This is a genomic window from Sphingomonas sp. ASV193 (assembly GCF_040203355.1).
Taxonomy (GTDB): Bacteria; Pseudomonadota; Alphaproteobacteria; order Sphingomonadales; family Sphingomonadaceae; genus Sphingomicrobium.
Window position 1 is genome coordinate 199,445 of record NZ_JBEHBW010000005.1, and the last position, 22,089, is coordinate 221,533.

At 62.0% G+C, this 22,089-nt stretch carries 21 protein-coding genes; 10 read left to right on the forward strand and 11 right to left on the reverse strand.

Annotated features, from left to right (window positions below; all coding sequences use genetic code 11):
• Positions 1 to 10: 10 nt before the first annotated feature.
• The 5 genes from ABDK56_RS10985 to ABDK56_RS11005 all read right to left on the reverse strand — a co-directional run bounded on the left by ABDK56_RS10985 (position 11) and on the right by ABDK56_RS11005 (position 7,510).
• Complete coding sequence (locus tag ABDK56_RS10985) at positions 11 to 1,468, reverse strand: GH1 family beta-glucosidase (RefSeq protein ID WP_349808318.1); 1,458 nt, start codon at positions 1,466 to 1,468, stop codon at positions 11 to 13.
• Between the two features lie 94 nt (positions 1,469 to 1,562).
• Complete coding sequence (locus ABDK56_RS10990) at positions 1,563 to 3,119, reverse strand: alpha-N-arabinofuranosidase (RefSeq protein WP_349808319.1); 1,557 nt, start codon at positions 3,117 to 3,119, stop codon at positions 1,563 to 1,565.
• A 157-nt stretch (positions 3,120 to 3,276) separates the two neighbouring features.
• Entirely contained in the window at positions 3,277 to 5,655 is a 2,379-nt protein-coding gene (locus tag ABDK56_RS10995; protein WP_349808320.1) for a putative bifunctional diguanylate cyclase/phosphodiesterase, read from the reverse strand.
• On the reverse strand, positions 5,652 to 6,281 hold the full coding sequence (locus tag ABDK56_RS11000) for a methylamine utilization protein (RefSeq protein WP_349808321.1): 630 nt from the start codon (positions 6,279 to 6,281) through the stop codon (positions 5,652 to 5,654). The genes ABDK56_RS10995 and ABDK56_RS11000 overlap by 4 nt, the downstream gene beginning before the upstream one ends.
• A gap of 35 nt (positions 6,282 to 6,316) precedes the next feature.
• Positions 6,317 to 7,510, reverse strand: a complete 1,194-nt coding sequence (locus ABDK56_RS11005; protein ID WP_349808322.1) for a hypothetical protein — start codon at positions 7,508 to 7,510, stop codon at positions 6,317 to 6,319.
• Positions 7,511 to 7,916: 406 nt separating this feature from the next.
• On the opposite strand from ABDK56_RS11005, the gene ABDK56_RS11010 reads away from it, so the two are divergent.
• Genes ABDK56_RS11010 through terL form a run of 4 tightly spaced genes read left to right on the forward strand, consistent with a single transcriptional unit; the run spans position 7,917 to position 11,943 of the window.
• On the forward strand, positions 7,917 to 8,579 hold the full coding sequence (locus ABDK56_RS11010; protein WP_349808323.1) for a hypothetical protein: 663 nt from the start codon (positions 7,917 to 7,919) through the stop codon (positions 8,577 to 8,579).
• A gap of 48 nt (positions 8,580 to 8,627) precedes the next feature.
• Positions 8,628 to 9,980 carry a site-specific DNA-methyltransferase gene (locus ABDK56_RS11015; protein ID WP_349808324.1) on the forward strand — a complete coding sequence of 451 codons (1,353 nt, stop codon included), beginning with the start codon at positions 8,628 to 8,630 and terminating at the stop codon, positions 9,978 to 9,980.
• Positions 9,980 to 10,348 (forward strand): DUF5681 domain-containing protein, encoded by a 369-nt coding sequence (locus ABDK56_RS11020; RefSeq protein ID WP_349808325.1) that lies wholly within the window; start codon positions 9,980 to 9,982, stop codon positions 10,346 to 10,348. The genes ABDK56_RS11015 and ABDK56_RS11020 overlap by 1 nt, the downstream gene beginning before the upstream one ends.
• Positions 10,345 to 11,943, forward strand: a complete 1,599-nt coding sequence (terL, locus tag ABDK56_RS11025) for a phage terminase large subunit (protein ID WP_349808326.1) — start codon at positions 10,345 to 10,347, stop codon at positions 11,941 to 11,943. The genes ABDK56_RS11020 and terL overlap by 4 nt, the downstream gene beginning before the upstream one ends.
• A 46-nt stretch (positions 11,944 to 11,989) precedes the next feature.
• Here terL and ABDK56_RS11030 read toward each other — a convergent pair whose 3' ends face one another.
• Complete coding sequence (locus ABDK56_RS11030; protein WP_349808327.1) at positions 11,990 to 12,529, reverse strand: hypothetical protein; 540 nt, start codon at positions 12,527 to 12,529, stop codon at positions 11,990 to 11,992.
• An 88-nt stretch (positions 12,530 to 12,617) separates the two neighbouring features.
• On the opposite strand from ABDK56_RS11030, the gene ABDK56_RS11035 reads away from it, so the two are divergent.
• Positions 12,618 to 12,821 (forward strand): helix-turn-helix domain-containing protein, encoded by a 204-nt coding sequence (locus ABDK56_RS11035; protein ID WP_349808328.1) that lies wholly within the window; start codon positions 12,618 to 12,620, stop codon positions 12,819 to 12,821.
• A gap of 273 nt (positions 12,822 to 13,094) precedes the next feature.
• Positions 13,095 to 14,405, forward strand: coding sequence for a methyl-accepting chemotaxis protein (locus tag ABDK56_RS11040; protein WP_349808329.1), 1,311 nt, complete (start codon positions 13,095 to 13,097; stop codon positions 14,403 to 14,405).
• 21 nt (positions 14,406 to 14,426) lie between these two features.
• Here the strand turns inward: ABDK56_RS11040 and ABDK56_RS11045 are convergent, their stop codons facing one another.
• Entirely contained in the window at positions 14,427 to 14,588 is a 162-nt protein-coding gene (locus ABDK56_RS11045) for a Flp family type IVb pilin (RefSeq protein WP_349808330.1), read from the reverse strand.
• A gap of 1,708 nt (positions 14,589 to 16,296) precedes the next feature.
• On the opposite strand from ABDK56_RS11045, the gene ABDK56_RS11050 reads away from it, so the two are divergent.
• The gene (locus ABDK56_RS11050; protein WP_349808331.1) at positions 16,297 to 16,521 is read left to right on the forward strand and encodes a hypothetical protein; all 225 of its coding nucleotides are present in this window, start codon (positions 16,297 to 16,299) and stop codon (positions 16,519 to 16,521) included.
• 109 nt (positions 16,522 to 16,630) lie between these two features.
• Here ABDK56_RS11050 and ABDK56_RS11055 read toward each other — a convergent pair whose 3' ends face one another.
• On the reverse strand, positions 16,631 to 16,783 hold the full coding sequence (locus tag ABDK56_RS11055) for a lmo0937 family membrane protein (RefSeq protein ID WP_349808332.1): 153 nt from the start codon (positions 16,781 to 16,783) through the stop codon (positions 16,631 to 16,633).
• Between the two features lie 96 nt (positions 16,784 to 16,879).
• Here ABDK56_RS11055 and ABDK56_RS11060 point away from each other — a divergent pair, with 96 nt between their 5' ends.
• Complete coding sequence (locus ABDK56_RS11060) at positions 16,880 to 17,506, forward strand: YcxB family protein (RefSeq protein ID WP_349808333.1); 627 nt, start codon at positions 16,880 to 16,882, stop codon at positions 17,504 to 17,506.
• A gap of 162 nt (positions 17,507 to 17,668) precedes the next feature.
• Positions 17,669 to 17,869: a DUF6980 family protein gene (locus ABDK56_RS13170; RefSeq protein ID WP_502959297.1), complete on the forward strand. Its 201-nt coding sequence runs from the start codon at positions 17,669 to 17,671 to the stop codon at positions 17,867 to 17,869.
• Positions 17,870 to 17,938: 69 nt separating this feature from the next.
• On the opposite strand, the gene ABDK56_RS13175 is transcribed toward ABDK56_RS13170, so the two are convergent.
• Entirely contained in the window at positions 17,939 to 18,496 is a 558-nt protein-coding gene (locus ABDK56_RS13175; RefSeq protein WP_502959298.1) for a DUF3617 domain-containing protein, read from the reverse strand.
• A 247-nt stretch (positions 18,497 to 18,743) separates the two neighbouring features.
• Here ABDK56_RS13175 and ABDK56_RS11065 point away from each other — a divergent pair, with 247 nt between their 5' ends.
• Positions 18,744 to 19,301, forward strand: coding sequence for a hypothetical protein (locus tag ABDK56_RS11065; protein WP_349808334.1), 558 nt, complete (start codon positions 18,744 to 18,746; stop codon positions 19,299 to 19,301).
• A 112-nt stretch (positions 19,302 to 19,413) separates the two neighbouring features.
• Here ABDK56_RS11065 and ABDK56_RS11070 read toward each other — a convergent pair whose 3' ends face one another.
• Together ABDK56_RS11070 and ABDK56_RS11075 are read right to left on the reverse strand one after the other, a co-directional pair.
• Positions 19,414 to 20,037 (reverse strand): TMEM175 family protein, encoded by a 624-nt coding sequence (locus ABDK56_RS11070; protein ID WP_349808335.1) that lies wholly within the window; start codon positions 20,035 to 20,037, stop codon positions 19,414 to 19,416.
• A gap of 1,221 nt (positions 20,038 to 21,258) precedes the next feature.
• Positions 21,259 to 21,618 carry a hypothetical protein gene (locus tag ABDK56_RS11075; protein WP_349808336.1) on the reverse strand — a complete coding sequence of 120 codons (360 nt, stop codon included), beginning with the start codon at positions 21,616 to 21,618 and terminating at the stop codon, positions 21,259 to 21,261.
• Positions 21,619 to 22,089 lie beyond the last annotated feature (471 nt).

Consider the following 22,089-nt stretch of genomic DNA (forward strand, 5'->3'; position numbering starts at 1 on the left):
CTTACCGCGCTCAGACCAGCGCGTTGCGGCGGATCACCTCGCTATACCATTTCGCGCTGAGCTTCGGGATCCGCTGCTGGGTCGCGAAGTCGGTGTAGTGGATCCCGAACCGCTTGGTGTAGCCGTCGGCCCATTCGAAATTGTCCATCAGGCTCCACAGGAAATAGCCCTTGAGCGGGAAGCCGTCGTCGATCGCGCGGTGGAACTGGCCGAGATAGTTTCGGAGGTACATCACCCGGTCGACGTCGTCGACGCGGCCGTTGATCATCTGGTCGTCGGCCGAGCTCCCGTTCTCCGAGATGTAGATCGTCGACGGGTGCCACAATTCGCTGGCGTGCCGGACCGCCCAGTAAGCGACCTCGGGACCGACGTAGAGCCATGGCGAGGCCATGTGCGGCGACTGCGGCAGGTGGCCGATCGTCTCGTAGCCCTTCGCGTTGTCGCTCGCGCGCGCCCATTCGGGGGCGTAGACGTTGAGCGCGAGGAAATCGAGCTTGCTGCCGATCGCGGCCATGTCGCCCGGCTTGACCACCGGCGCATCGGCCCCCGCCCCGGCGAGATAGCTGTCGAGATAGCGCCCCTCCATGATCGCGGTGAGGAACATCGCGTTCTCGGCGCGGGTCGCGGCGCGCGCGGCGGCAATATGCTCTGGGGTTTCCATCACCGGGACGTAGATCACCGTATTGTCGGCGATCCCGACCTGCGTTCCCGATGGCGCGTTGGCGCGCAGCGCCTGGACGCCGAGGCCATGGGCCAGCACGCCGTGGTGCCGGACCTGGTTGACCGCCTTCGCACCGAGCTTGAGCCCCGGCGCATGGATGCCCTGCAGATGGCTGAGGTCGGTGAAGCAGCGAAGCTCGTTGACCGTCATGTAATGGCGCACCCGGTCGCCCAGCGCGCGCGCGGTATAGCCGGCATAGTCGGCATAGGCGTAGGCGGTGTCGCGGTTCTGCCATTCGCCCGGAAGCCGGCTCGGCAGGTCCCAGTGAAACAGGGTGACGTAGGGCTCGATCCCCGCCGCGTGGAGCGCGTCGATCACCCGCTTGTAATAGTCGAGCCCCGCCGCGTTGGGCTTGCCGCGCCCGTCGGGGAAGATCCGCGACCAGGCGATCGACATGCGATAGCTGGACACGCCGAGCGCCTTCAATAGCGCGACGTCCTGCGGGTAGCGGTGATAGCTGTCGCACGCGACATCGCCGGTGTCGCCGTTGGCGACCTTGCCCGGCGTATGGCTGAACACGTCCCAGATGGTCGGTCCGCGCCCGCCCTCGTGGACCCCGCCCTCGATCTGGTAGCTCGCGGTCGCGCAGCCCCACAGGAACTTGTCCGGGAAGGGCCTGGTCATCGACCCGGCGGCGCCCGCCGCGCGGACCACGCCCGACGACAGCGCGCCCCCGGCCAGTCCCGCGCCCGCGGCCAGCCGGCCAAGCTCGCGCCGGTTCAATCCGTTCCTGTTCGACCCTGCCATACCCGACTCCCTCCGCTCGATGCTGTTTTGTCTACTGTTGTGAACGATCTCAATCCATGTTTTCCGGCGCTTTTCACCGCAGCGACGACCCGGTCTAGCGAAGCATCACGACCGCCACCGACGCCGGCGGAAGCGCGATCCGCAGCGCCCCGCCCGCGGCGCGCGCCTCGACCAGGCGCGGCGCCACCGCCGACGGATGGGCGACGTCGTTGTGCGCGTCGACCGCGCCGGCCGACAGCAGCTCGCCAGTCGCACGCATCGCCCCGGTGCCGCGCAGGTCGAGGCTGACCCCCTGCCGCGGATCGAGGTTGACGAGGCTCAACCACAGCCGCCCGTCGCGGTCGCGCGCAGCCGCGGCGTCGACGCGTGGCAGCGTGACCGGGCCGAGCGAGACGCTCCCCGCGTCGAACGCCACCGGTACCGAGGTCGAGCCTTGGAACGGCACGTACATCTTGTAGACGTGATAGGTCGGGGTCAGCACCATGCGCGGCCCGTCGGTCAGGATCATCGCCTGGAGCACGTTGACCATCTGCGCGATGTTCGCGCCGCGCACCCGGTCGGCGTTGCGCATGAAGATGTTGAGGTTGAGCGCGGCGATGATGCCGTCGCGAAGCGTGTTCTGCTGCTGCAGGAAGCCGGGGTTGCTGCCCGGGTTGGGGTCGGCCCACAGCCCCCATTCGTCGACGTAGAGCCCGACCTTTCGCGCCGGATCGTAGCGATCCATCACCGCGCGCTGCGCCGCGATCCACCCGTTCATCTTCAGCGTCGCGGCGAGCGCCTTGGCATATTCATCCTCGCCGAAGCCGACGCTCGGTCCCTTCTTTTCCCAGTTGTTGGGGATGGTGTAGCCGTGGAGGGAAACGCCATCGATGTCCCAGCTCCACACCTTGTCCTTCCACGCCTTCATCACCGCTTCGGTATAGTCGGCGGTGCCACTGTCCCAGCCGACCGCGACCTTCTTCATCGCGTCCGCGCCCTGCTGCGTGGGGTTATAATTGCGGGTGAAATGGGCGAACTGTTTCATCGCCTCGACATAATGATCGGGGCTCATCGCGCCGCCGCAGCCCCAGCTCTCGTTCCCCAGCCCGAGGACATGGACCTTGTACGGCGCGGGATGACCGTTCGCCGCACGCTGCAGGGCAAGCGTCGTCGGTCTGTCGGAGGTCATATATTCCAACCAGTCGGCGGCCTCGCCGACGGTCCCCGACCCGATATTCTCGGAGATGAACGCCTCGGCCCCGATCTGGTCGAGGAAGTCGAAATATTCCTCGGTGCCGAAGCTGTTCGGCTCAATCACCCCCGCCCAGTCGGGATTGAGCGTCGCCGGGCGCTGGGCGCGCGGCCCGATCCCGTTGCGCCAGTGATAATTGTCGGCGAAGCATCCGCCCGGCCAGCGCACGTTGGGCACGCGGATCGCGCGCAGCGCCGCCACCACGTCGGAGCGGATCCCGCGCACGTTGGGGATCGGCGAATCGGGCCCGACCCAGATGCCGCCGTAAATGCCGGTGCCGAGATGCTCGGCGAACTGGCCGAAAATGTCGCGCTCGATCGTGGCCCCGGGATGCGCAGCGTCGACGGTTACCGAAACGACGGGCGCCGGCGCGGCGGACGCGATCGTCGGCGCCGCCGCCAGCGCGACGCCGCACGCCATTGCCGTCCCTATCGACCATCTCATGACGCGGCCGCCCCTCCCGATGACCGGCTCCTTGCCCGCATGGAACGGGCCAAAGCCAATTTTGTTAGGGCTATCATTAGCGCCGGACCGGCGCGTGACAAGCCCCACGCCATCGGTGACGATCGCCGCCGATCTATCCGGCGGCGCGGTCGGTCGGCGTCGCGCGCTCGGCCCTGCCGGTTACCGGCAGGCCCTTGCTGCGAAGCAGGTCGTCGACCTGCATCGCGCTAAGCGGCCGCGAAAGCAGGAAGCCCTGCACCGAGGAGCAGCCGTGGGCGATCAACGCCATCAACTGCGCATTCTCCTCGACCCCCTCGGCGGTGGTTTCCATGCCGAGGGCGCGCGCCAGTTCGGTGATCGACTTCACGACCGCGCTCGCGTTGGGCTTGGTCATCAGCGCCTGGATGAAGCTTCGGTCGATCTTGAGCTTGTCGAACGGAAATGACTGAAGGTAGCTAAGCGAGGAGTAGCCCGTCCCGAAATCGTCGAGCGCGATGCGGATTCCGAGGCGCTTGAGCGAATGGAGCTGGCGCAGCGTCGCCTCGTCGCCGTCGAGGAAAACCGACTCGGTGATCTCGATTTCCAGCCGCGCCGGATCCAGTCCGCTCGCCTCGAGCGCGCTGACGATCTGCTCGCCGAGGCCTGGCCGGCGAAACTGGATCGACGACACGTTTACCGCGACCCGCAACGGGGCCGGCCACGAGGCCGCCCGCCGGCAGGCCTCCTCGATGACCCATCGCCCGATCGGGACGATCAACCCGGTGTCTTCGGCGACCGGGACGAACTCGACCGGCGAGATCTGGCCGCGCGACGGATGGTTCCAGCGGATCAGCGCCTCGAACGCGCACACCTTTTGATCCGCGAGATCGAACAGGGGCTGGAAGTGAAGCTCGAACTCGCCCCGCTCGATCGCGATGCCGAGATCGCTCTCGATCCGTCGCCGCGCCTGTGCCCGCTCGTTCATGTCGCGCTCGAAGAAGCTGCAGACCCCGCGCCCTTCAGACTTCGCGCGATAGAGCGCGAGATCGGCGGCCTTCATCAGCGTCGCCACATCCTTGCCGTCGACGGGCGCGAACGCGACGCCGATGCTCGTCCCCGGGACGATATGGTGACCGTCGATCTCGATCGGCTGGCGGACCGCGCCGAGCATCGCCTCGGCCAGGCGGTCGACTTCGCCGCGCTCGCCCGAGAGCGGCTGGACGACGACGAACTCGTCGCCGCCGAGCCGGGCGATGAAGCAGCTCCCGGCTGCCTCGCGCAACCGGCGCGCGATCTCGACCAGCAGCCGGTCGCCGGCGTGATGGCCGAGCGAATCGTTGACCGTCTTGAAATGATCGAGGTCGAGGCAGAACAGCGCCAGCTGGTTGGTGTTGTTCGCCAGCAGCAGGTCGACATGGCGCTGGAACATCGCGCGGTTGGCAAGCCCGGTGAGGCCGTCGTTATAGGCCAGCTCGGTAATTCGCCGCTCGCGCTCCTCGATCTGCTCGGCCATGCGGTTAAAGCCCGCCGCCAGTCGCGCGAGTTCGTCCTCGCCTTCGACGGCCAGGACCGTGCGCTCGCCTTCGGCCAGCCGTCCCGCGGCCCGGTCGAGCCGACCGAGCGGCTCGGTGATCCGCCGCGCACCGCGCAGCGAGGCGTAGGCGACCAGCAAGATGCCGATCAGCCCGACCAGCAGCACGATCTGCTTCACCGGCCGGTAGGCGGCGATCGCCTCGGATCGCGGATAATAGAGCAACAACGCCGCGCGCTCGCCCGCGACCATCGCCGGGAGCGATTTGACGAACGCGATATTCTCCTCGCCCCCGACGCTGAGGCTGGTCGCTTCCTGGTCGTGCAGGCTGGTCTCGATCGCCGCGCGGGCCGCGGGGTCGAGCCGGATATCCCCCGCGACCATCGTCCACGCCGGGTTGGGCGGCGCGCTCGACGCCACCCCGGCGTGGATCGGGATCGCGCTCAGGCGCTCGAGCGAATCGAGCTCGCGCTGGTCGATGTCGGTCGCGAACACCACCCAGCCGATATTCGTCGGCGCCATGATCGGCGCCGCGCTGACCTGCCTGGCGCGGCCGGCGATGCGCACGACCCCCGTCATCTTTCCTTCGTCGAGCGAGTCCCACAGCCTCGCCACGTCGGCCTTTTCGAGGGGAGCGACCCGTCCCATCACCCGGCCGTCCTGGCTCAGGATCGCCGCGAGATCGGCGCGCCGCCGGCCCTGGAGATTGTCGAGCGCCGACGTCACCGTCGCCTCGTCGCCGGTCGCGACGGCGGCGCGGAAGCCGAAGTCGCGCGCGACCAGTGCCGCCGAGGCCTGCATCTCGCGCGCGCGCTGGTCCCACAGCCGGTCGAACACCGCGCTCGACGCGCCCATCTGCTGGACCACGTCGCGGCCGCCGATCCGGTCGACCGAGATCCACAGGATCGCCACCACCAGCGCCATGACCAGCGCGAACAGGCCGCCATAACCTGCCGCCAGCCGCGCGCGAAGCGACCGGAACTGGAAGCGCCCCCGAATCAATAGCCGCTCATCATCATCGGCGGCGGCGGTCGCAGCCTGATCGGTACCGTCAGCCCCTGCGCGCCGCCCGACAGAGCGAGCTGCTGGACCGCGACATTGCCCGGCGCGCGCAGCCACGGATGATAGACGGTGACGCTCACCGCCCCTCCGGGAAGTCCGCCGATCGACGCCACCCCGGCCACGCCGCTCACCGCGCTCCACGCACTGTCGCTGACGTAGAGAAAGGCGCTCATCCGGTCATGGATGTTGCACCCGATCGCGACCACCCCCGGCTTGTCGAAGGTGACGCTGCGGGTCTGATCGCTCGCGAACAGCTTCAGCTCGAATCGCTTCGCCGGGCTGAACGAATAGACGTGGTGGCGGACGCGATCGAAATTGGGAAAGCTGACGGTCGATCCGAGCGGCACCAGCGAGACGAGCGGATGGAACTGGAGACCCTTCTGCGCGACGACGAGGCCGCCAAGCGCGCGCGGAGCCGGTGCCGCCCGTCCGACCGGCCTGACGATCACCACCGCCCCTTCGACCGGCTTGCCCGACGGATCGGTGACGCGAACGCTCAGCGTCCCCGCGCTTGCCGGGACGGTGGTCAGCGAGCCGAGCGCGAACAGGATGCACAGCTTCTTCACGGTTCCGCTTTACCGACGGTGCGGTAAAGGCCCGGTTACCAGCGAAGCCGCAGCGATGACTGGAGTTGCTCCTGGTGCTGGCGGGGGTCGAGCCCGACGTCGGCGCGTGCCTCGCGGCGGCTCGACACGTGGATCGCCTCGACGAACAGCGTCGCCCACTCGCTAAGCGGGCGGCGCGCGGCCAGGGTCAGCGCCCACCCCTGCTCGCTGTAGCGGGAATCGAGGAAGTAGCCGTGGGAACCGGTTGTGAACCGCTCGACCCGCCCGGACACCGAGCCGCGGCCGACGCTTCGGGTCAGCAACACGAAGGCCGAGCGAAAGTCGGTCTCCACCCACCGCTCGCCGTCGTCCTCGTCGGGATATCCCATTTTCGTTCGCCCGCGGATGGCCTGCGCGATCACCTTCCATCCACTCGCCGGTTCCGCCCGCGCCCCGACCGCGTCGAACCGCGTCCGCCAGCCCCACTCGTTATAGGCGTCGAACGCCTCGGGATCGCCGCGGTTGTCGTAATGCATAAGCTCGAGCCGGACCGGCAACGGCCCCTGCCAGGCGATCTGCTCGTAATGCCCCGGCCGCTTCAGCAAGCTCCCGTCCATCTCCTTGATCGGATGGGTGTAGGGCGGCTGGCAGCAGGCGAGGACCGGGGGGACCGGCAGGACGAACTGGCGCCCCGCGAGCGCCTTGAGATCGTCCAGCGCCCAGCCACGGAAACCGAGCAGGGCGCCCGCCGTGTCGTCGGCACCGAACAGGCCGCCGGTCAGGCTGAAGCGATGCCCGCCGAGCCTTGCGGCCAGCGTCGCCTCGCCGCCGACGACCTTGCCTTCCTCGCCGATCCAACTGTTGATCGCCGACGGGGTGATGGTGTCGGTGACCGCCCAATCCGGCCCCGAATGTTCGAGGCTGAGCGGCGGCCACATCAGGCCCGCGCGCGCCGAGAAGCGCACGCTCCCGGCGGCCACCGGCTTCCAGCTGAGATAGGCTTCGCTGACCCCGGCCTGGTAATGATCGCCGACATTCTGGACGAGACCGACGACGGTCGCGCCAAGCGTCCAGCCGAGCTTCGGTTGCCACACTAGCCCGCCTTCCGCCGGCACGGCGTGGGCCCGCCAGTCGTGGCCCGCGCCGCCGAACCGCAGCTTGCCTAGTCCGCCGTCGGTCCAGCCGGGCTCGCCGCCGGTCGCGGCCACGCGCACGTCGCCGAAAAGGGTGAGCGTCGCTGGCGAGAGCAAGTCGAGCCCCTGCTCCCCCGCCCTCGCCGCGGACGGGCAAAGGGTAGCGGAGGCCAGCAGCAACAGCCGCGAAACGCGCAAGGACGACATCGACGTCATGCGCCGGGTATAAATCGAACCGGTTAAGGGCCGGTTTCCCTTTGTTATCAGCCCTGTCCGGGGGGCAACTTTCAGGGGAAACGTGGCGGAGGAAGCAGTCACCTGCGAACCGCTCTCTGATATCGCCCATCCTTGCTTGCAGGGAGAATTGCAGCGAAATCCCCGCATTCCGCCCGATAGAGACTGCGGTTTGCGGCGCATGGTTCGCGCTTTTCGGCCATTCTAACCGGCCAATTCCCGCGTGGTGCCGCAGGGACCACTTTTTGCTCGCGCAGGGAAAGATGGCAGCGGCTAATCCGCCAAGCTGATGGCATTGACCACCATCAAAAATCGAGTTAAGTGTAATTTGCACCCGGGGGAATGCGTGTCATTGGATCTACCCAATCTGGAACTGACCCACGGCCAATTGCTGTGGTCGATCCGTTATGGCCGGCACGCCAATCAGCGGGTCAAGGATCAGGTCCGTTATCTTCGCGAGCTCGACATTCCGGCGTCGGCCAAGGCTCAGGCGCGGGGACCGGGTAGCCGGATCACCTATGACTTTTACGACCTTGTCGAAATCGGCCTTGCAATCGCTGGACTCGATATTGGTTTCCGGCCGAACGACATCGCGGCGGTGATCGCCGGGAACCGAGACGAAATGCGAAAGGCCTATGCGAGGAACTGGCAGGAGCTAGCGCCCGAAATCCTCCAGCAGTCCTGGGTCAGAAGCCAGGGCCGCGAGACCCCAATCCTGCTCGACGAGACCTTTCTTCGGCTCCACGAGCGGCGGAGCGAGCAATGGGGTCAGATCGATTTCGTCGGGCCAGACGAGGCGAGCGACGAGCTCCCCATCTTCGAACCAATCGAGCGCTTTGCCGGCGACCGCCCCAGGCGGCTGATCCCGTTAAAGCGACTGATGATACAGTGGGTCGCCTGGGCGATGGAGGCGCCGCCAACCAAGCCAGGACCGGTTGGTCGACAATCGTGACAAACGTCGACCGAGTTAAGTGAGATTCACACGAAAAGGGGGAATGGGATGTCTGATAGCAAAATCCTTGCCGAGCTGAGGTTGCAGATCGAATACGTCGAGCCGCTGATCCTTGTCGCAAACGAGCTCAACCCGCAGCAGCATCCCGACCGGCAGATCAACGCGCTCGTCCGCGCGATCAACGAGGTCGGCTTTCTGTTTCCGGTGCTCATTGACGGCGCCAATGGCATCGTCGCCGGTCACGCGCGCGTGCTCGCGGCGATCAAGGCAGGGCTCGCCGCCATTCCGATTGTCCGGGCCGACCACCTGAATGAACACCAGCTAAGAGCGGTGATGCTTGCCGACAATCGCTTGTCGGACCTCAGCAAGACCGATCCGAAATTGCTCGCCGAAAACCTGAAACTGCTCACGGTCGAGGGCCTTGATCTCGATATCGAATCCGCGACCGCCTTCACCATGGGCGAGATCGACGTGATCCTCGAAGGCCTCGAGGGGGGCGCCGACGACGATCCGGATGATGCACCGGTGGTCGTCGAGCCGGGCCCAGCCGTGAATCGTGCTGGCGACGTATGGGACCTCGCCGGCCGCCATCGCCTGATCTGCGGCAGCTCGCTTGACGCCGCCGCTTGGGACCAGCTGATGGACGGTCACAAGGCGACGGCGAGCTGTTCGGATCTCCCGTACAACGTGAAGATCCGCGGCAATGTGTCGAACCGGGCGGACGCGCGCGAGTTCGCGATGGCCTCGGGCGAGATGGATCGCGACGAACACACCGACTTCAATATCGAGGTCTTCCGCTTGATCGCGAAGCATAGCGAGCCGGCGTCAATCCACATGGCCTTCATTGACTGGCGGCACCTGGCCGAGATGCAGACCGCCGGCGAGGCGGTGTTCAGCGAGCTCAAGAACGTCTGCGTGTGGGATAAGCAGGTCGGGGGCATGGGCAGCCTGTATCGCTCCCAGCACGAGCTCATCTTCGTCTGGAAGCTCGGCCTCGGTCGCTCGCGCAACAATGTCCAGCTCGGCAAGCACGGCCGCAATCGCACAAATGTCTGGAGCTATCCGGGCGTCGGCACCTTTCGTCATTCCGACGAGGGCGATCTGCTCAAGCTTCACGTCACGCCGAAGCCGGTGCGGATGATCGCCGACGCGATCCTCGATGTCACCGCCCGCGGCGACATCGTCATCGACGCCTTCCTCGGCAGCGGCACCACCATCATCGCCGCCGAGAGGGTCGGCCGGCGCTGCTTCGGCCTCGAGATCGATCCGCATTTCGCCGACATCATCGTGCGCCGCTTCGAGCGGCACAGCGGCGAGCCAGCGATCCACGTCGCCACCGGCAAAACTTTCGACGAGATCGGGGCCGAGCGCGCCGCAACGCTCGACGAGGAGGCGGCGTGATGGCCGACGACAATTACCAGGTCGGCTATCGCCGCCCGCCGCTGGCCAGTCGGTTCAAGCCCGGCGTCTCTGGCAATCCGTCGGGCAAGCGCAAAGCCCAGCCGACCCTGTCACAGCGCCTCGACAAGATCCTGGCCGAGAACGTGAGCGTGACCGAGGCCGGCAAGCCCAAGCGCATGACGAAGGAGGAGGTTTTCTTGCGTCAGCTGGTCACGCGGGCGATCGGCGGCGATCGTCAGTTCGGTCGGCTGGTGCTCGAATATCTCGAGCGGCGCCAGGCCAGCATTCCGGCCGGGGCCGCCAGTGCCACCGACGACTTCCTGATGGGCGAACTTCGCAGCCTGCTCGACGCGGAGACGACCAAATGAACATCCGCGACCCGAACCTCACCCAAGACCATGTCCGGGCGATGCTGCGTAACGACTTCTCCTTCTTCGCGAGAGGCGCGTTCAAGACGTTGCTGTCGTCGACGACCATCCTGTGGAACTGGCATCTCGACCTCATCGCCAACAAGCTCGAGGACACGCTCACCGGGAAGATCCGCAACCTCATCATCAATATTCCACCGCGATACGGAAAATCCCTGATCGCCTCGACCGCATTTCCGGCGTTCATTCTTGGTCATGATCCGACCGCCGAGATCGTCTGCATGAGCTACGGCCAGGACCTGGCCGAGCATACCGCGCTCAACACCCGTCGACTGATGACCAGTCCGATGTACGAAACGGCCTTCGACACCCGTCTAGTCAACCGCCGCGCGAAGCTTTCGGAACTGCGCACGACCGAGGGGGGCATGCGCATGGCGACCAGCGTCGAGGGGACGTTGACCGGTCGCGGCGGCAACTTCCTGATCATCGACGACCCGTTGAAGCCGAGCGAGGCGCAGTCGGCGACCCAGCGCGAGGCCGTGAACCTTTGGTACAATAGCACCACCGTCTCCCGCTCCAACGACAAGGAGAACGGGGTCAAGATCGTCATCATGCAGCGCCTCCACGAAGACGATCTGGTCGGCCATCTCTTGCGGCAAGGACATTGGGAGCTCTTGTCGCTGCCGGCGATTGCCGAGACTGACGAACTTCACGAAATTCGCACCTTGGCGGGAACCAAGTTCGTCTCGCGCCGCGAAGGCGAAGCACTTCATCCCGAGCGGGAATCGCTGGCTCGCATCGAGGAAGTCCGCGAGGTAATGGGGCCTTACACCTTCGCCGCGCAATATCAGCAGCGGCCGTCGCCGGCTGGCGGCGGGATCGTCAAGCTCGAGTGGTTCCACCGCTTCGACCTTGCCCACCCACCGGCGTTCGACCGGATCGTTCAAAGCTGGGATACGGCGAGCAAGCCGACCGAGCTCGCCGACTACAGCGTCGTCACGACGTGGGGCGTCAAAGGTCGCAACGCTTACTTGATCCACGTCTACCGCGAACGGCTCGACTATCCCGCCCTGAAGGCCGCCGTCGCTCGCCTCGCCGCCCAGCACGAGGCCAACGAGGTTCTGGTCGAGGACGCCGCGTCCGGCATCCAGCTGTGTCAGGAATTGGGCGGGCAGGTCCGCGGCCTCCGCGCGATCAAGCCGCACGGGACCAATAAGGTGATGCGGATGCACGCCCAGACCGGCCTGATCGAGGCCGGGCGGGTGTTCCTTCCCTACAATGCCCCGTGGCTCGCGGCCTACGAGAACGAGCTGGCGATGTTCGACCGCGGGCAGTTCGACGACCAGGTCGATTCGACCACCCAGGCGTTAGCCGAGCTGTTCTGCGGTCCGTACGCCGGCTTCTGGGAGATGATCCGCGCCGACATGGAGCCGAAGCCCGAGCCGCCGATGATCCGCGTCAATCACCCGGATCCGCGGAGATTTATCTTGATCACCGGTCGGACGGCCGAGCGCCAATCGGACGGCAGCTTCTTGGTGACCGAGGAGGAATATCGCCCGCTAAGGCAGATCGAGGGACTCTACCGCGTCGACTAACTGCGGGGGGCACGGCGATGGCCCAGGCGCCTCAGCCCGATGCCCTTCAACCGGGCCCGCGCGGCTGCTGCAGCGCGCCCCAGGCCTCAAGGTAGGGCGAAAGCCAACCGGCGCGGTATTCGTCGACGCCCAGGTGGTCATAGGCCGGCAGCAGGCGCCGCATGTCGTTGTCGTTGCGCTGCTGCCCTTTCTTGCCGGGTTGGGCGAGCCACGCCTGGTGGCATTCCGACAAGGCCCGGGCGACGACCGGGGCCGGCACCACCCAGGTCACGGGCGCGGCCTCCTCATCGTCGCCGAAATCGACGAAGCAATAGAACAGGCTCGGCGAATCCAGGCCCTCATGCTTTTTGCGCATGTGCCAGCCACCGTCGGAGCCGAGGTTGTTGCGGGTCTTGACCTGGACCGCGCAGAGCCGGTCGCCGATGTCGTCGGTTACGACGATGTCGCAGTTGGGAACGCCCGCCGGCGCCAGCGCCGCGATGAGCCCGCGGCGTAGCAGTTGGCTCATCACATGATGCTCGCCGGCCGCGCCGGTCAGCGTCGCCGCCGAAACCATCATGCCCTCGTTGTAGACGATCGGTGACACGACAAACGCTCTCGCAGCTGCGAAAGTCAAGTCGAATGTCACTCATCGTCTGTAGATTCATTGGCGACAATCGCGCGCTCTGCGCGACGTGGATATTCGCAAGCGCCTGGGAAGCAACGTGAAGCGTTTGCGCAACGAGAAGGGCTGGAGCCAGGAAGAGTTTGCCGACAAGGCGGACATTCATCGGACCTATGTCAGCGACATTGAACGCGGCGCCCGCAATCCAACCATCACTATCGTCGAAAAGCTGGCGACAGCCCTAACGACAACGGCGGCGGCACTGCTAAACTGATGCGGCCAAAGGGCGGCCCTTCGTCGACCCCTGCAATGTCAACGCAGGTCGAGCGCCGTTTTCCCCGGATTTTTGCCATTCCCGCGAAACTATCAGTCGAGCAGCCTCCAGCTAGTCTGGACTGTCGAAGATGGGGCTGGGGAATCGGCCAGCGCCGGCGCGGCGAAGGCCGCTAACAAACAGCGTTCCATGACTGCAAGAAACCCTGCTTTGTCATCGTGTTGTCACGAATTGTGAAGGCGCTGTTTACCACTGCCCCACTATTGCCAACGCATGTCACTTGCCCCTGCTTCGAGACCGGCCGCGCAATGGCTGACTGCTGACGAGCGATCGCCAGCGTATCTCCTGAATAGCGGAAATATTGCTCAAGCGGTCGATGCATTCCAGCGCAATCCCGACCTTCGCTTGCTGCCGATTGTTGATCGCGCTCATGTTCCGGTCGGCGCAGTTTTCGAGAAGGACGTGCGACGACTTTTGCTCAATCCGTTCGGCCACGCGCTGCTGCGCAATCCTTCCGTGAATTCCGACCTCGGTGCCTTTCTACGCCATTCGCCCGTACATGAATTCACTAACGATATCGGCGAGCTCGTTGATCATTACCGCCGCGAAAACGGACGAGAAGGAATGGTGCTGACTTGGAATGGCAAGCTACATGCTACTATCACCAACCGGCGCCTTTTGCTCCTTGCTGCTGAGCATGAACAAACTAAGGCGAGCCGGCGACTGGCAAAGGCTGAGCGCATCGCGCGCGCTGGAAAATTGTTTGAAGCGCAAGCCGCGATGATGTCGAGCCAGATGGTAGACCTCGCCAACGCCGTTCAGCGGCTCGCCGAGACAACTGTCGATCGATCAACCATCGCCGGAAATCGCGCCAGTTCCGTGGCCAGTGCCGCCTTGCAGACTCGCGACAGCATGGCCGTGATGGCGGGTCGCGGGCGCGGACTGGCGGATGCCTTTTCCGGCATCGAGATGGCAGTTGAACAATCGATGAAAACGACCGGCGAGGCTGAGCATCGCGTTAGTGTAGGCAGCGAGCAGGCGCGCGCCCTTCTCGTCACAGCCCAATCGGTCGACACGATCACTGCGCTGGTCCAGCAGATTGCCGGCACGGTGAACCTGCTTTCCTTGAATGCAACCATCGAAGCCGCACGGGCAGGCGCGGCTGGGCGTGGCTTCGCGGTCGTCGCTAGTGAAATTCGCGCGCTCTCCGATCAGGCCCATGATGCGACTGGTCAAATCTCTCGTCAAATCGACGCAATTCGCGGTGCTGCCGGTTCAGTAGCCGCCGACTACGCAGCCATGGAAAGAGACATCGCCGCCCTGGCCGCGCAGGCCTCAGATATCGACGCCGCAATCGCCCGCGAAGCAGACACCACCCGGTTGATCGCCGCCAGCGTCAGCGAAGCCTCTGCAGCTAGCCTAGAAATTGAGGAATCGGTAAGCGCAATCGTTCAGTCTGTGCGCCTCGCGGGGTCGAGTGCACGGGAACTCGATGGGCTTGCCAATCAGCTACGCCGAGGCGCTACTGAACTGCGCGACGAAGTGTCTGGCTTTCTTAGAGAAATACAATCCGCTCAAGGATAGCCGCGCAGACGACGGTGCTTTTTAGCCGAGTTGCGATGACACGTTGTTGAACGTCGTGCTGAGCTTCGACCCGATGCCTTGCATCCCGGCGATAGCAGCGACCGCGATCAGCGCGGCGATCAGACCGTACTCGATCGCGGTGGCGCCTTTGTCCTCGCGAAAGAAAGTGCAAAAACTGTTCATGTCACTAATCCTCGAATCGCCGAACGTCGGATTTCTCATCCCGTTGTCTTAACGACACGTAAAAGGCATGTGCTCTCCCATGGTTCTATCTGCGTTAGCCTTGACCCACGTCCAAACAGCACGCCCTCACGATCGCCCATCTCGCCCGCTCTGGGCTCTGCCGAGGGGCAAATCCAAGCCAGTGGAGCAACTCGAATTGTGGATGTCGTTCAAATGACGTGGGCGAGCGGAGGCCCAACTTCGACCCCTGACCTGACTCCGCTGCTCAAGTGCGGGCGATGTGCGCGAAAGCGACCTGCTGCCCTTATGACGAATGGCTCCAATACTTCGACGAAGTGACGGGACCTCTGCGCGGCTCGTGGTAATCTCTCCCCCTTCGCGGTTCCCCGACCCCTTGGACGAGCCGCGAAGTGTCGCGTACGTTAAGGACGTTGGCCGAAGGCGTTTGCCCTGCATTCGGCGCGCGGCATTCTTATTAGTGGCTTGCCCGCGCGGCTCACCTGCAAAGCAGGCCGGCTCGCGTCGGACCAAGCAATCGTTCGCTGACATGAAGATGTAACCTCATGCCACCATGCGCTGACGGAGTTCCCGCCGGCTCAGTTGCCCAAGGCGGCCGGCGGGAGCACCACCTCCGTTTCGGACGCCCGCTGTGGGAGGTCCGAATTCGCCCACAAGGATTCATGACATTTTCGGCGATCGTCAGTCTTTCCTCGATCGCGCCTCTGTGCTGAATAGCTTCGCTCCTCGTCGCGTAAGGGAGCCAGCAGCCCCTGGGTCGTGTGTCCGACCCCGGGGCTGTTTGTTATGGAATGAAGGCGGCACAGACCCGGACCGCACTGACGGGCTGCCGGAAGTTACATTCACTCGTCAACGATTAGGCTCGATTGACAGCGGCGAGACCCATTAAACGTCCGCAGGCCTGCGTATTTAATTCTTGATCGGACGAAGCGTGGCTGCTTCACCTCTATCGACGACGGGTGGTGCTCCTTCACGAGGTTCAGTACTCCCCGCCCGTCGTCACCCGCCCCATAACTTAAAACGGAGCTGGAATCGCCAAGCGCTCCGTGCAGTGCGCCTTCCGATCATAGGTGGCAGCCAGCACCGCGAGCGCCGACCGAGCCTCAACCGAAGTCGCTTGAAGCGCGAGCAGTCGTGAGGAATTCGCAAGTTTCCGAAACTGCTGGATTGTCAACATACGGAGTAGCCCCGGAGCCCGAGTCGGCCGGGGACTTATGACCTTTTGATGAGACGAGTCGAATCCGGGACTCGTCTTCGCCGCTAGCGATCGGCGACTGCAACCGCGTCGGGGGAATTGCCAAGACGGAGGCGAGCGCGCGAATGCCTGGCGTTCGACAACGCATGCCGAGAACATCGCGGACCATCTTCAGTGATGACTGACGCCTTGTCGACGCAGCGAGGTTCGTCGCAGAACAGTCGCGTTGCAGTCATCCGCGGGGAGTCAGCAGAAACGGTTCGGACACGCAATATCTTTTGTCGGAGTCTGAGCTAGCTCCTTTCGCCTCCGACTCCTTCACGACGCTAGTACTTACTGAACGGCTCAGACGCCTAGCGAGCGCAAACAAATGCGATCAGAACGGAACAAATTTCTGCGCTGCACTCTTGTCTTGAGATGCCTGCAAACATCTCAAAACCACGCTCACGCCATGAGACCGCCTCGGCCAAAGACACGAGGGTAACCACCAGGGTGATGGAGCCTGACAAAAACAGCGCGCCCGAGAGAAATCATAGCGGGCACGAAGAGCTCATTGAGTTGCAACGTAATTTTCCGTCAACGGAAAACCAAAGCGAAAAGACGGACAACTCACCCGTAAGCGCCGAAACAAAATTTCCATGGTGGTTTGGCTGGTTGATTGTTCTTACGCTGGTCGGCTCGATGGTTGCACTGATTGTCATGATCCACCGCACCCGTTGATAACGCGTGCCAGGCGCCTTGAGCAGCTATGTGGAACGAACGCCTCGCCCCAGTCCGACTAGGAACAGGAACGCAAACGCAGTTTTGCAAACGTGCAGCGGTAAAGCTGCTAAATAGCCCTGCCTCGTCCGCGCAAAAAGTGAACGACCAAAACGATCAGACCGATGACTAGGAGAATATGAATTAAGGCGCCGCCGACGGGAACGACAAACGCTCCCAGCGCCCATAAAATGAGGATGATGATTGCGATTGTAGCGAGCATGGGACCGTCTTTTTGCTGCTGATCCGGCTTCAATTCTTGGCACAGCTTTTTCGTTCCGACGCGTGAAAATTACGCAGAAGTATGGGTACGTACCTCATGAGCAATGAAACCTGGTCGGCTGTGGTGGAGATTGCCCTTGGCGAGGAGATTCGCTCAGCTGGCGCAGCCTTTGAACGCATTGCCGGCAATTGGCGCAGATCCTTGGCGCCAGCGACATTTGGCATGGCTGTCGGCCTTATGGTTGCACCCATCGTCGCTTTAACGGCGACCCTCCTGGCTCACTATTTTGCGCCGCAAGTGGTCAAAAGTTACTTTGCCGCGCATCGAAACGACGTGGAACTCATCTTCGCTATTCCAGCTGGCATACTCGGATGGAAAGCTGGAGAAGTGCGTTACGCGCGGCGAGCCGTGGACCGATTTATAAGCGGGTTAAGTGCTCGGGGCGCTCCCGAGAAGATACGAACTACCTTTGAAGCTGGACCCTCAGGTATTGTAACTCATTCGGATTGCGGGAGCGTTCTGGCTCGCTGGCCTTCAATACTCGAAGTTTGGGTGTCAGGGACTCACGTATTCCTCCAGACGGAGGGCCTGACTCTTACCGTTCCAAAACGAGCTTTCGTAACAGCTGACGACGAGCGTCTATTTTTTGAATTATTGTCCGTACATCTGAGTCATAATACGCTCAAGATCAGTGAAATTCCCTCACTACTTGCTGCCAATTGATCATGACCCTACATCATGAAGACTCAACAAAGCGATGCCGCTTGGCCGGTTTTCTTCAGGAGCCAATCGGCGACCGGCGACTTTAATGGCCAGACTGCGTCGTTAGCAGACGGTAAGCTTTCGACCCATTGCGGTCATTAGGTCGGTGTGTGAAACGACCGCATGGCTAAGCATTGCTGCGAAATGATGCGCTCCAACGTCGAGAATTTGTGCGACCTGCATCCCGACCGATTTGAATGCCCCGACGCGCTTGTGAACTACAGCGAGCGTGGGAATGGCTACGGGCTGATCATTCACGACGGCGGTAGCTCAGTCATTTCGATTACCTTCTGCCCCTGGTGTGGGACGAAGCTGCCGAGCTAATGACCGCTTTCCACCCAAACTCACCGTGCAGTCGGCCTAGCGGCTAACGACCCATTCCAGACGTCTAGATCATCTTCGAGATGGGCTTATTTCGTCGCCTCGGCATGCACCCGCGTAGCGAAATTCGGTTTCCATCCGAGAGTGCAGTCGCTGTCCATTTCTGACTTCTGCTCGATCGAGGTCCACGGAAAGCTTTTCGGGGTTGTAGGTTCCATTCATGATCGTTTGACTTGTCTGGTCCGGGCGATCGGCGCGGGGGTCGATACAACGAAGATCGCCGCTCAGTTTGCCACCGCCGATCGCGAAATGTTCATAGTGGCAATCGAGTGCGCGATTCGGCACGACAGCCGGATTGAGGGACCTGATTGTTTCAGAAGTTAGACAAAGCGCGGCGGTGTGCGGTCCATTCGCGTCGATGATTTGAGGGATGTTTGGTCTAACAGGCTGAGCGGGATCTGGGACCATTCTAAAGGTCATCTCCCAACGTCCGGGCTTGAGATTTAAGGCATTCCTCGTTTCCTCAACCGCTTTCGCCACACTTTGTTGATGAGCGATCTTATCATTCGAACGCGCAACGCATGCCGCGAGTGAAACCCCGGCAAACACTAATATTGCCTTCAAGCGCACATCTACCTCCGCTCATGCCTCACTTGGGATAACATCTGTCTCCGAATGAGCGATGTAATCCTATCGAATTCCTGCTTTACGTCTGCTTTCCACCCATTGCGGCCGTCCAGGCGCTTCGAACGCTAGCGACCCAAACTTGCCATGCGCGGGCCTTGCCACGCCTTCCCGAACATTTGTTCGTCACCGTCCGGCACAGTACTTGAGGATCAATCAACGCATAATTAGCTTCCCTCGGGAGGATACGCCTGTGCACGTCGGCGATTATCTACTTGGCCTTGTTACGATCGTCCTGGGGCTCGCCTTGGCCGCCATGGCAACCGCAATCGATCGCTTGGTAAAACGGCGGCGGGAAGTCCGCCTCGATGCCGTGACCATCCTAGCCGCGGCTTTTGTATTTTATGCTGTTATTGCCAATCTCTGGGCCGAATATGTCCACTATCATACAGTGACCGCTGCCCCGCTCGCTGAGGGTGCGACTATGATCGTCACGTTCATGATCACCTATCTAATGGCGGCCTTGGTTCTGCCTGATGAATGGGAGGGAAAGTTAGATCTTCGCGATCACTATAAAAATGTGAGAAGGCCGCTTTGGGGGCTGTTCGGCTTGAACGCACTTGCGGTCTTCACAACAAACATCGTTCGGAATGGCGCGCCCAAACTTTCCAACTATGTTTCGCTGGCTATCGGCCTCGCAATATCATTTATCTTGATGAACGTTCGCCCCAGGATCGTTCAGATGGCTGTGTTGTTAGGGGTACTTGCCTTGCAGGTCTGGAGCCTAGGAAATCTCGAGATCAGCGGGTGAAATTTTCCGCCATTGCTGGTCGGCCTTCCACACTCAATTCCGGGTTTCGGACGCTTTCATCCGGCCGACGAAAACTCAAGTTCAGCAGGCCAGAACTGCTGACAATGGCGTTTCATCCAGATTGCTCTCGCGTTCTCCACGCTAGCAATTTCGCGAAGATCGGGGGCGAGATGGTGAATGCGACTACGCCAGCTGGCGCGTAAATCAGACCCACGACGATGCCAGACGTCGCGATCAACAAAGGAAGGACCGCGCGGCGGCGCTCGAACCTTTGCTCATCTCCGAGCGGCGCGACTAGGTTACCTTCATCGCGATGGATGGAGTGAACGAGCCACAAGTTTGCCAAGCCTGCAAACAGCAGCCACGCTCCATAGAACACCACCGCCGTGGTTGTGCCGCCATAGGCATTCACCACGGCCGTCGGGAAAGGGAGGAAGGCGATCGCGAAGAGCAATGTCATGTTCGCGAACAACGTCGGACCGCCAACGTCTTTGGCAAGGCGGAACAGTCGTCGATGCCCCGCCCAAAATTGACCGATCACGATGAAACTGATCAGGAAGCCGACATAGTTTGGCGCCAAGCTAACCAAGGCCTGCTGTAGGTCTTGTTCAGTCAACAAGGGCTTTTTGGGTAGTTGAATATCGATGATGAGCAGAGTTATGGCGATGGCAAAAACGGCGTCGGAAAAAAAGACAAACCGCTCGAACTGAAGGGTATTCGGCTTCTTGTCAGTCATTGAGTGACCCCAATCCATCGCCCCCGCGATCTCAATCAACACCGCTTTTTTCGCTTTTCTCGCTACGTTGCGCAACTGCCGAAACGAAGGCGACTAGAACTCTGAAAGTGGCGGGAATCGCGGTTAGACCGCCCATCGCCGCCACCTGTCGTGGGTCCAAAATGCGAAATTATCTTCATTTCGAGCCACGGTGGCTGCGAAGCCAAGTCTTGCATCTACTTAATGTACGGTAGCGACAATGATCGCTCTCCTGTGTCAGCCCCTGCAAGTCCAAACGCCCCCAGCTTCACGACAGCTGAATTGTGGCGCTTGGTCCGCACATAAAGCCAACCGCAATCTGATAACGAGACCATTTGCCTGCGAACGTAATTGCGACGAGGTATGACGGGCGGGTTTCCCGCGCCGCCTTGCCAAACCATTCCAAATGGTGCGTAGAGCACTGCTCTCGAACCGTTTGACGTCGGTGCCGTTTCCAAACGGATATCGGGCAACGCATCTGTGATCGTTCCTTCGTCAAACGACCATCCCAAACGATGAGCCGCCACCGGAAGAGGAAGAATGACTTGCGCAGTTGCCTGCTTGCCTTGAAACGGACCGCCGATCCGGACAATCATCGGGGACGTAGAGCACGGTGAGGTATTCATCGCGGGGTATCCGGCCCCAGAGACGACGATAGCCAACCCCCCGCTTCGGTCGAATTGAAAGCTCCCATCGGCGCGGGACCGCACAGAGTAGCTTTTGTCTTTGTCCCAGACCAGCCGAGCTCCACTGAACCCCCAGCCGCGGTCTTTAAGAAGGACAGTCGCTCCGCTTATCGGCTTTTCCGAGAACGCGTCGCGGACCGTGCCCGTCACCTTTGGAGAGCAACTCGCAGTTTGCAGTAAGACTGCAGAAATCATCAACATCCGCAACTACCAGGCTCCTCGCGTTTTATCGCTTAGGCGTCAAACGTCATGAAATTGACCCTCACAGGCACTACGCAGCGGGACGACGCTTGCATCCCCACCTAACCAGAGGCGTTCGCTCGCGGTATCGGAATGCACTGGGCGTGAGCATGAAACATTCTCAATGCGTACATCGATCGGCCGACATATGCGCTTCGGAATAATTCTCTTCGCTTCGCTCATCTCGGTGACGCCACTTTCAGCGCGCTTCCGCCTATTCGGTTGGAGCGGTTTGGCTTCCGGCTTGACCGCAACCATCATAATTTTCTTGGCAGCATTAAGCATTTTGAGATTGCTTGATCGATTTTGGCCAAAGAATTCGAACCACATCTAAGTATGCGTTATAGCCGCCGATCAATAGGGCGCTATCGCGAACGCCGAGCCATGCAGAGTCGGTGACAAGAAGAACAAGCGGCCTTTTCACCGGAGCAAAACTTGTGAGGCCCGAAGGAGTTTTGCAGCCATTCAGCAGGCTAATCTGATTGTCGACGGCGTTCAGCGACTTGCGGAGGCTCGCCTGATCGAAGTTCATACCATCGCGGTTCTCAAAGCTTTCCCTTCGTAGCCGAGCGTACATTTCATCAACCTGGCTTAAATGATTGGGCCATTCGACGAGTTGCTGCGCGCCGAGCGCCATGAGCACGCCCAGAACGATGATGCCGACCTATCCGGCAAACTCTCGCCAGCCATGTAATGGCTTTGGTATGCTCAATTTCATGATCGGCCCCCGGGAACGAAGCTACTCGCGTTTATTGGCGATGGCTAATGTCCTCCTTGGATCGAAGGCTAAGCGCCCGCTAGCAACCCATTGTGAACGATGCGATCGGCAGATACCGAAGCCTTTACCGGCTGAGCGGGACCGTTGATACGATGCGTCTATAATTCCGCCACGTTCGCTTCGAAAGCATACGGGAGCCGATGCTTTCCACCCGTTGCGAACTTAGGCTGTTGTGATAGGCTCTGCGTTCGAGATTAAAGGAGTATGGGGGCATGCTTCGTAATTTGCGCTTCGCCTTGTTCTGCACTTCTGCAGCACTCATCCTTGGCGGTTGTACGAAGGTGCAAGGCCACACTTCAAATCAGCAAAACGGCGACCTAACCGCAGACT

Bases quoted from the DNA above. Each gene is read 5' to 3' on its own strand.
- ABDK56_RS10985 (WP_349808318.1), bottom strand. From the start codon at position 1,468: ATGGCAGGGTCGAACAGGAACGGATTGAACCGGCGCGAGCTTGGCCGG.
- ABDK56_RS10990 (WP_349808319.1), bottom strand. From the start codon at position 3,119: ATGGCGTGCGGCGTCGCGCTGGCGGCGGCGCCGACGATCGCGTCCGCC.
- ABDK56_RS11010 (WP_349808323.1), top strand. From the start codon at position 7,917: ATGGCATTGACCACCATCAAAAATCGAGTTAAGTGTAATTTGCACCCG.
- ABDK56_RS11015 (WP_349808324.1), top strand. From the start codon at position 8,628: ATGTCTGATAGCAAAATCCTTGCCGAGCTGAGGTTGCAGATCGAATAC.
- ABDK56_RS11020 (WP_349808325.1), top strand. From the start codon at position 9,980: ATGGCCGACGACAATTACCAGGTCGGCTATCGCCGCCCGCCGCTGGCC.
- terL (WP_349808326.1), top strand. From the start codon at position 10,345: ATGAACATCCGCGACCCGAACCTCACCCAAGACCATGTCCGGGCGATG.
- ABDK56_RS11040 (WP_349808329.1), top strand. From the start codon at position 13,095: ATGTCACTTGCCCCTGCTTCGAGACCGGCCGCGCAATGGCTGACTGCT.
- ABDK56_RS11045 (WP_349808330.1), bottom strand. From the start codon at position 14,588: ATGAACAGTTTTTGCACTTTCTTTCGCGAGGACAAAGGCGCCACCGCG.
- ABDK56_RS11050 (WP_349808331.1), top strand. From the start codon at position 16,297: ATGGAGCCTGACAAAAACAGCGCGCCCGAGAGAAATCATAGCGGGCAC.
- ABDK56_RS11055 (WP_349808332.1), bottom strand. From the start codon at position 16,783: ATGCTCGCTACAATCGCAATCATCATCCTCATTTTATGGGCGCTGGGA.
- ABDK56_RS11060 (WP_349808333.1), top strand. From the start codon at position 16,880: ATGAGCAATGAAACCTGGTCGGCTGTGGTGGAGATTGCCCTTGGCGAG.
- ABDK56_RS13170 (WP_502959297.1), top strand. From the start codon at position 17,669: ATGGCTAAGCATTGCTGCGAAATGATGCGCTCCAACGTCGAGAATTTG.
- ABDK56_RS11070 (WP_349808335.1), bottom strand. From the start codon at position 20,037: ATGACTGACAAGAAGCCGAATACCCTTCAGTTCGAGCGGTTTGTCTTT.
- ABDK56_RS11075 (WP_349808336.1), bottom strand. From the start codon at position 21,618: ATGGCGCTCGGCGCGCAGCAACTCGTCGAATGGCCCAATCATTTAAGC.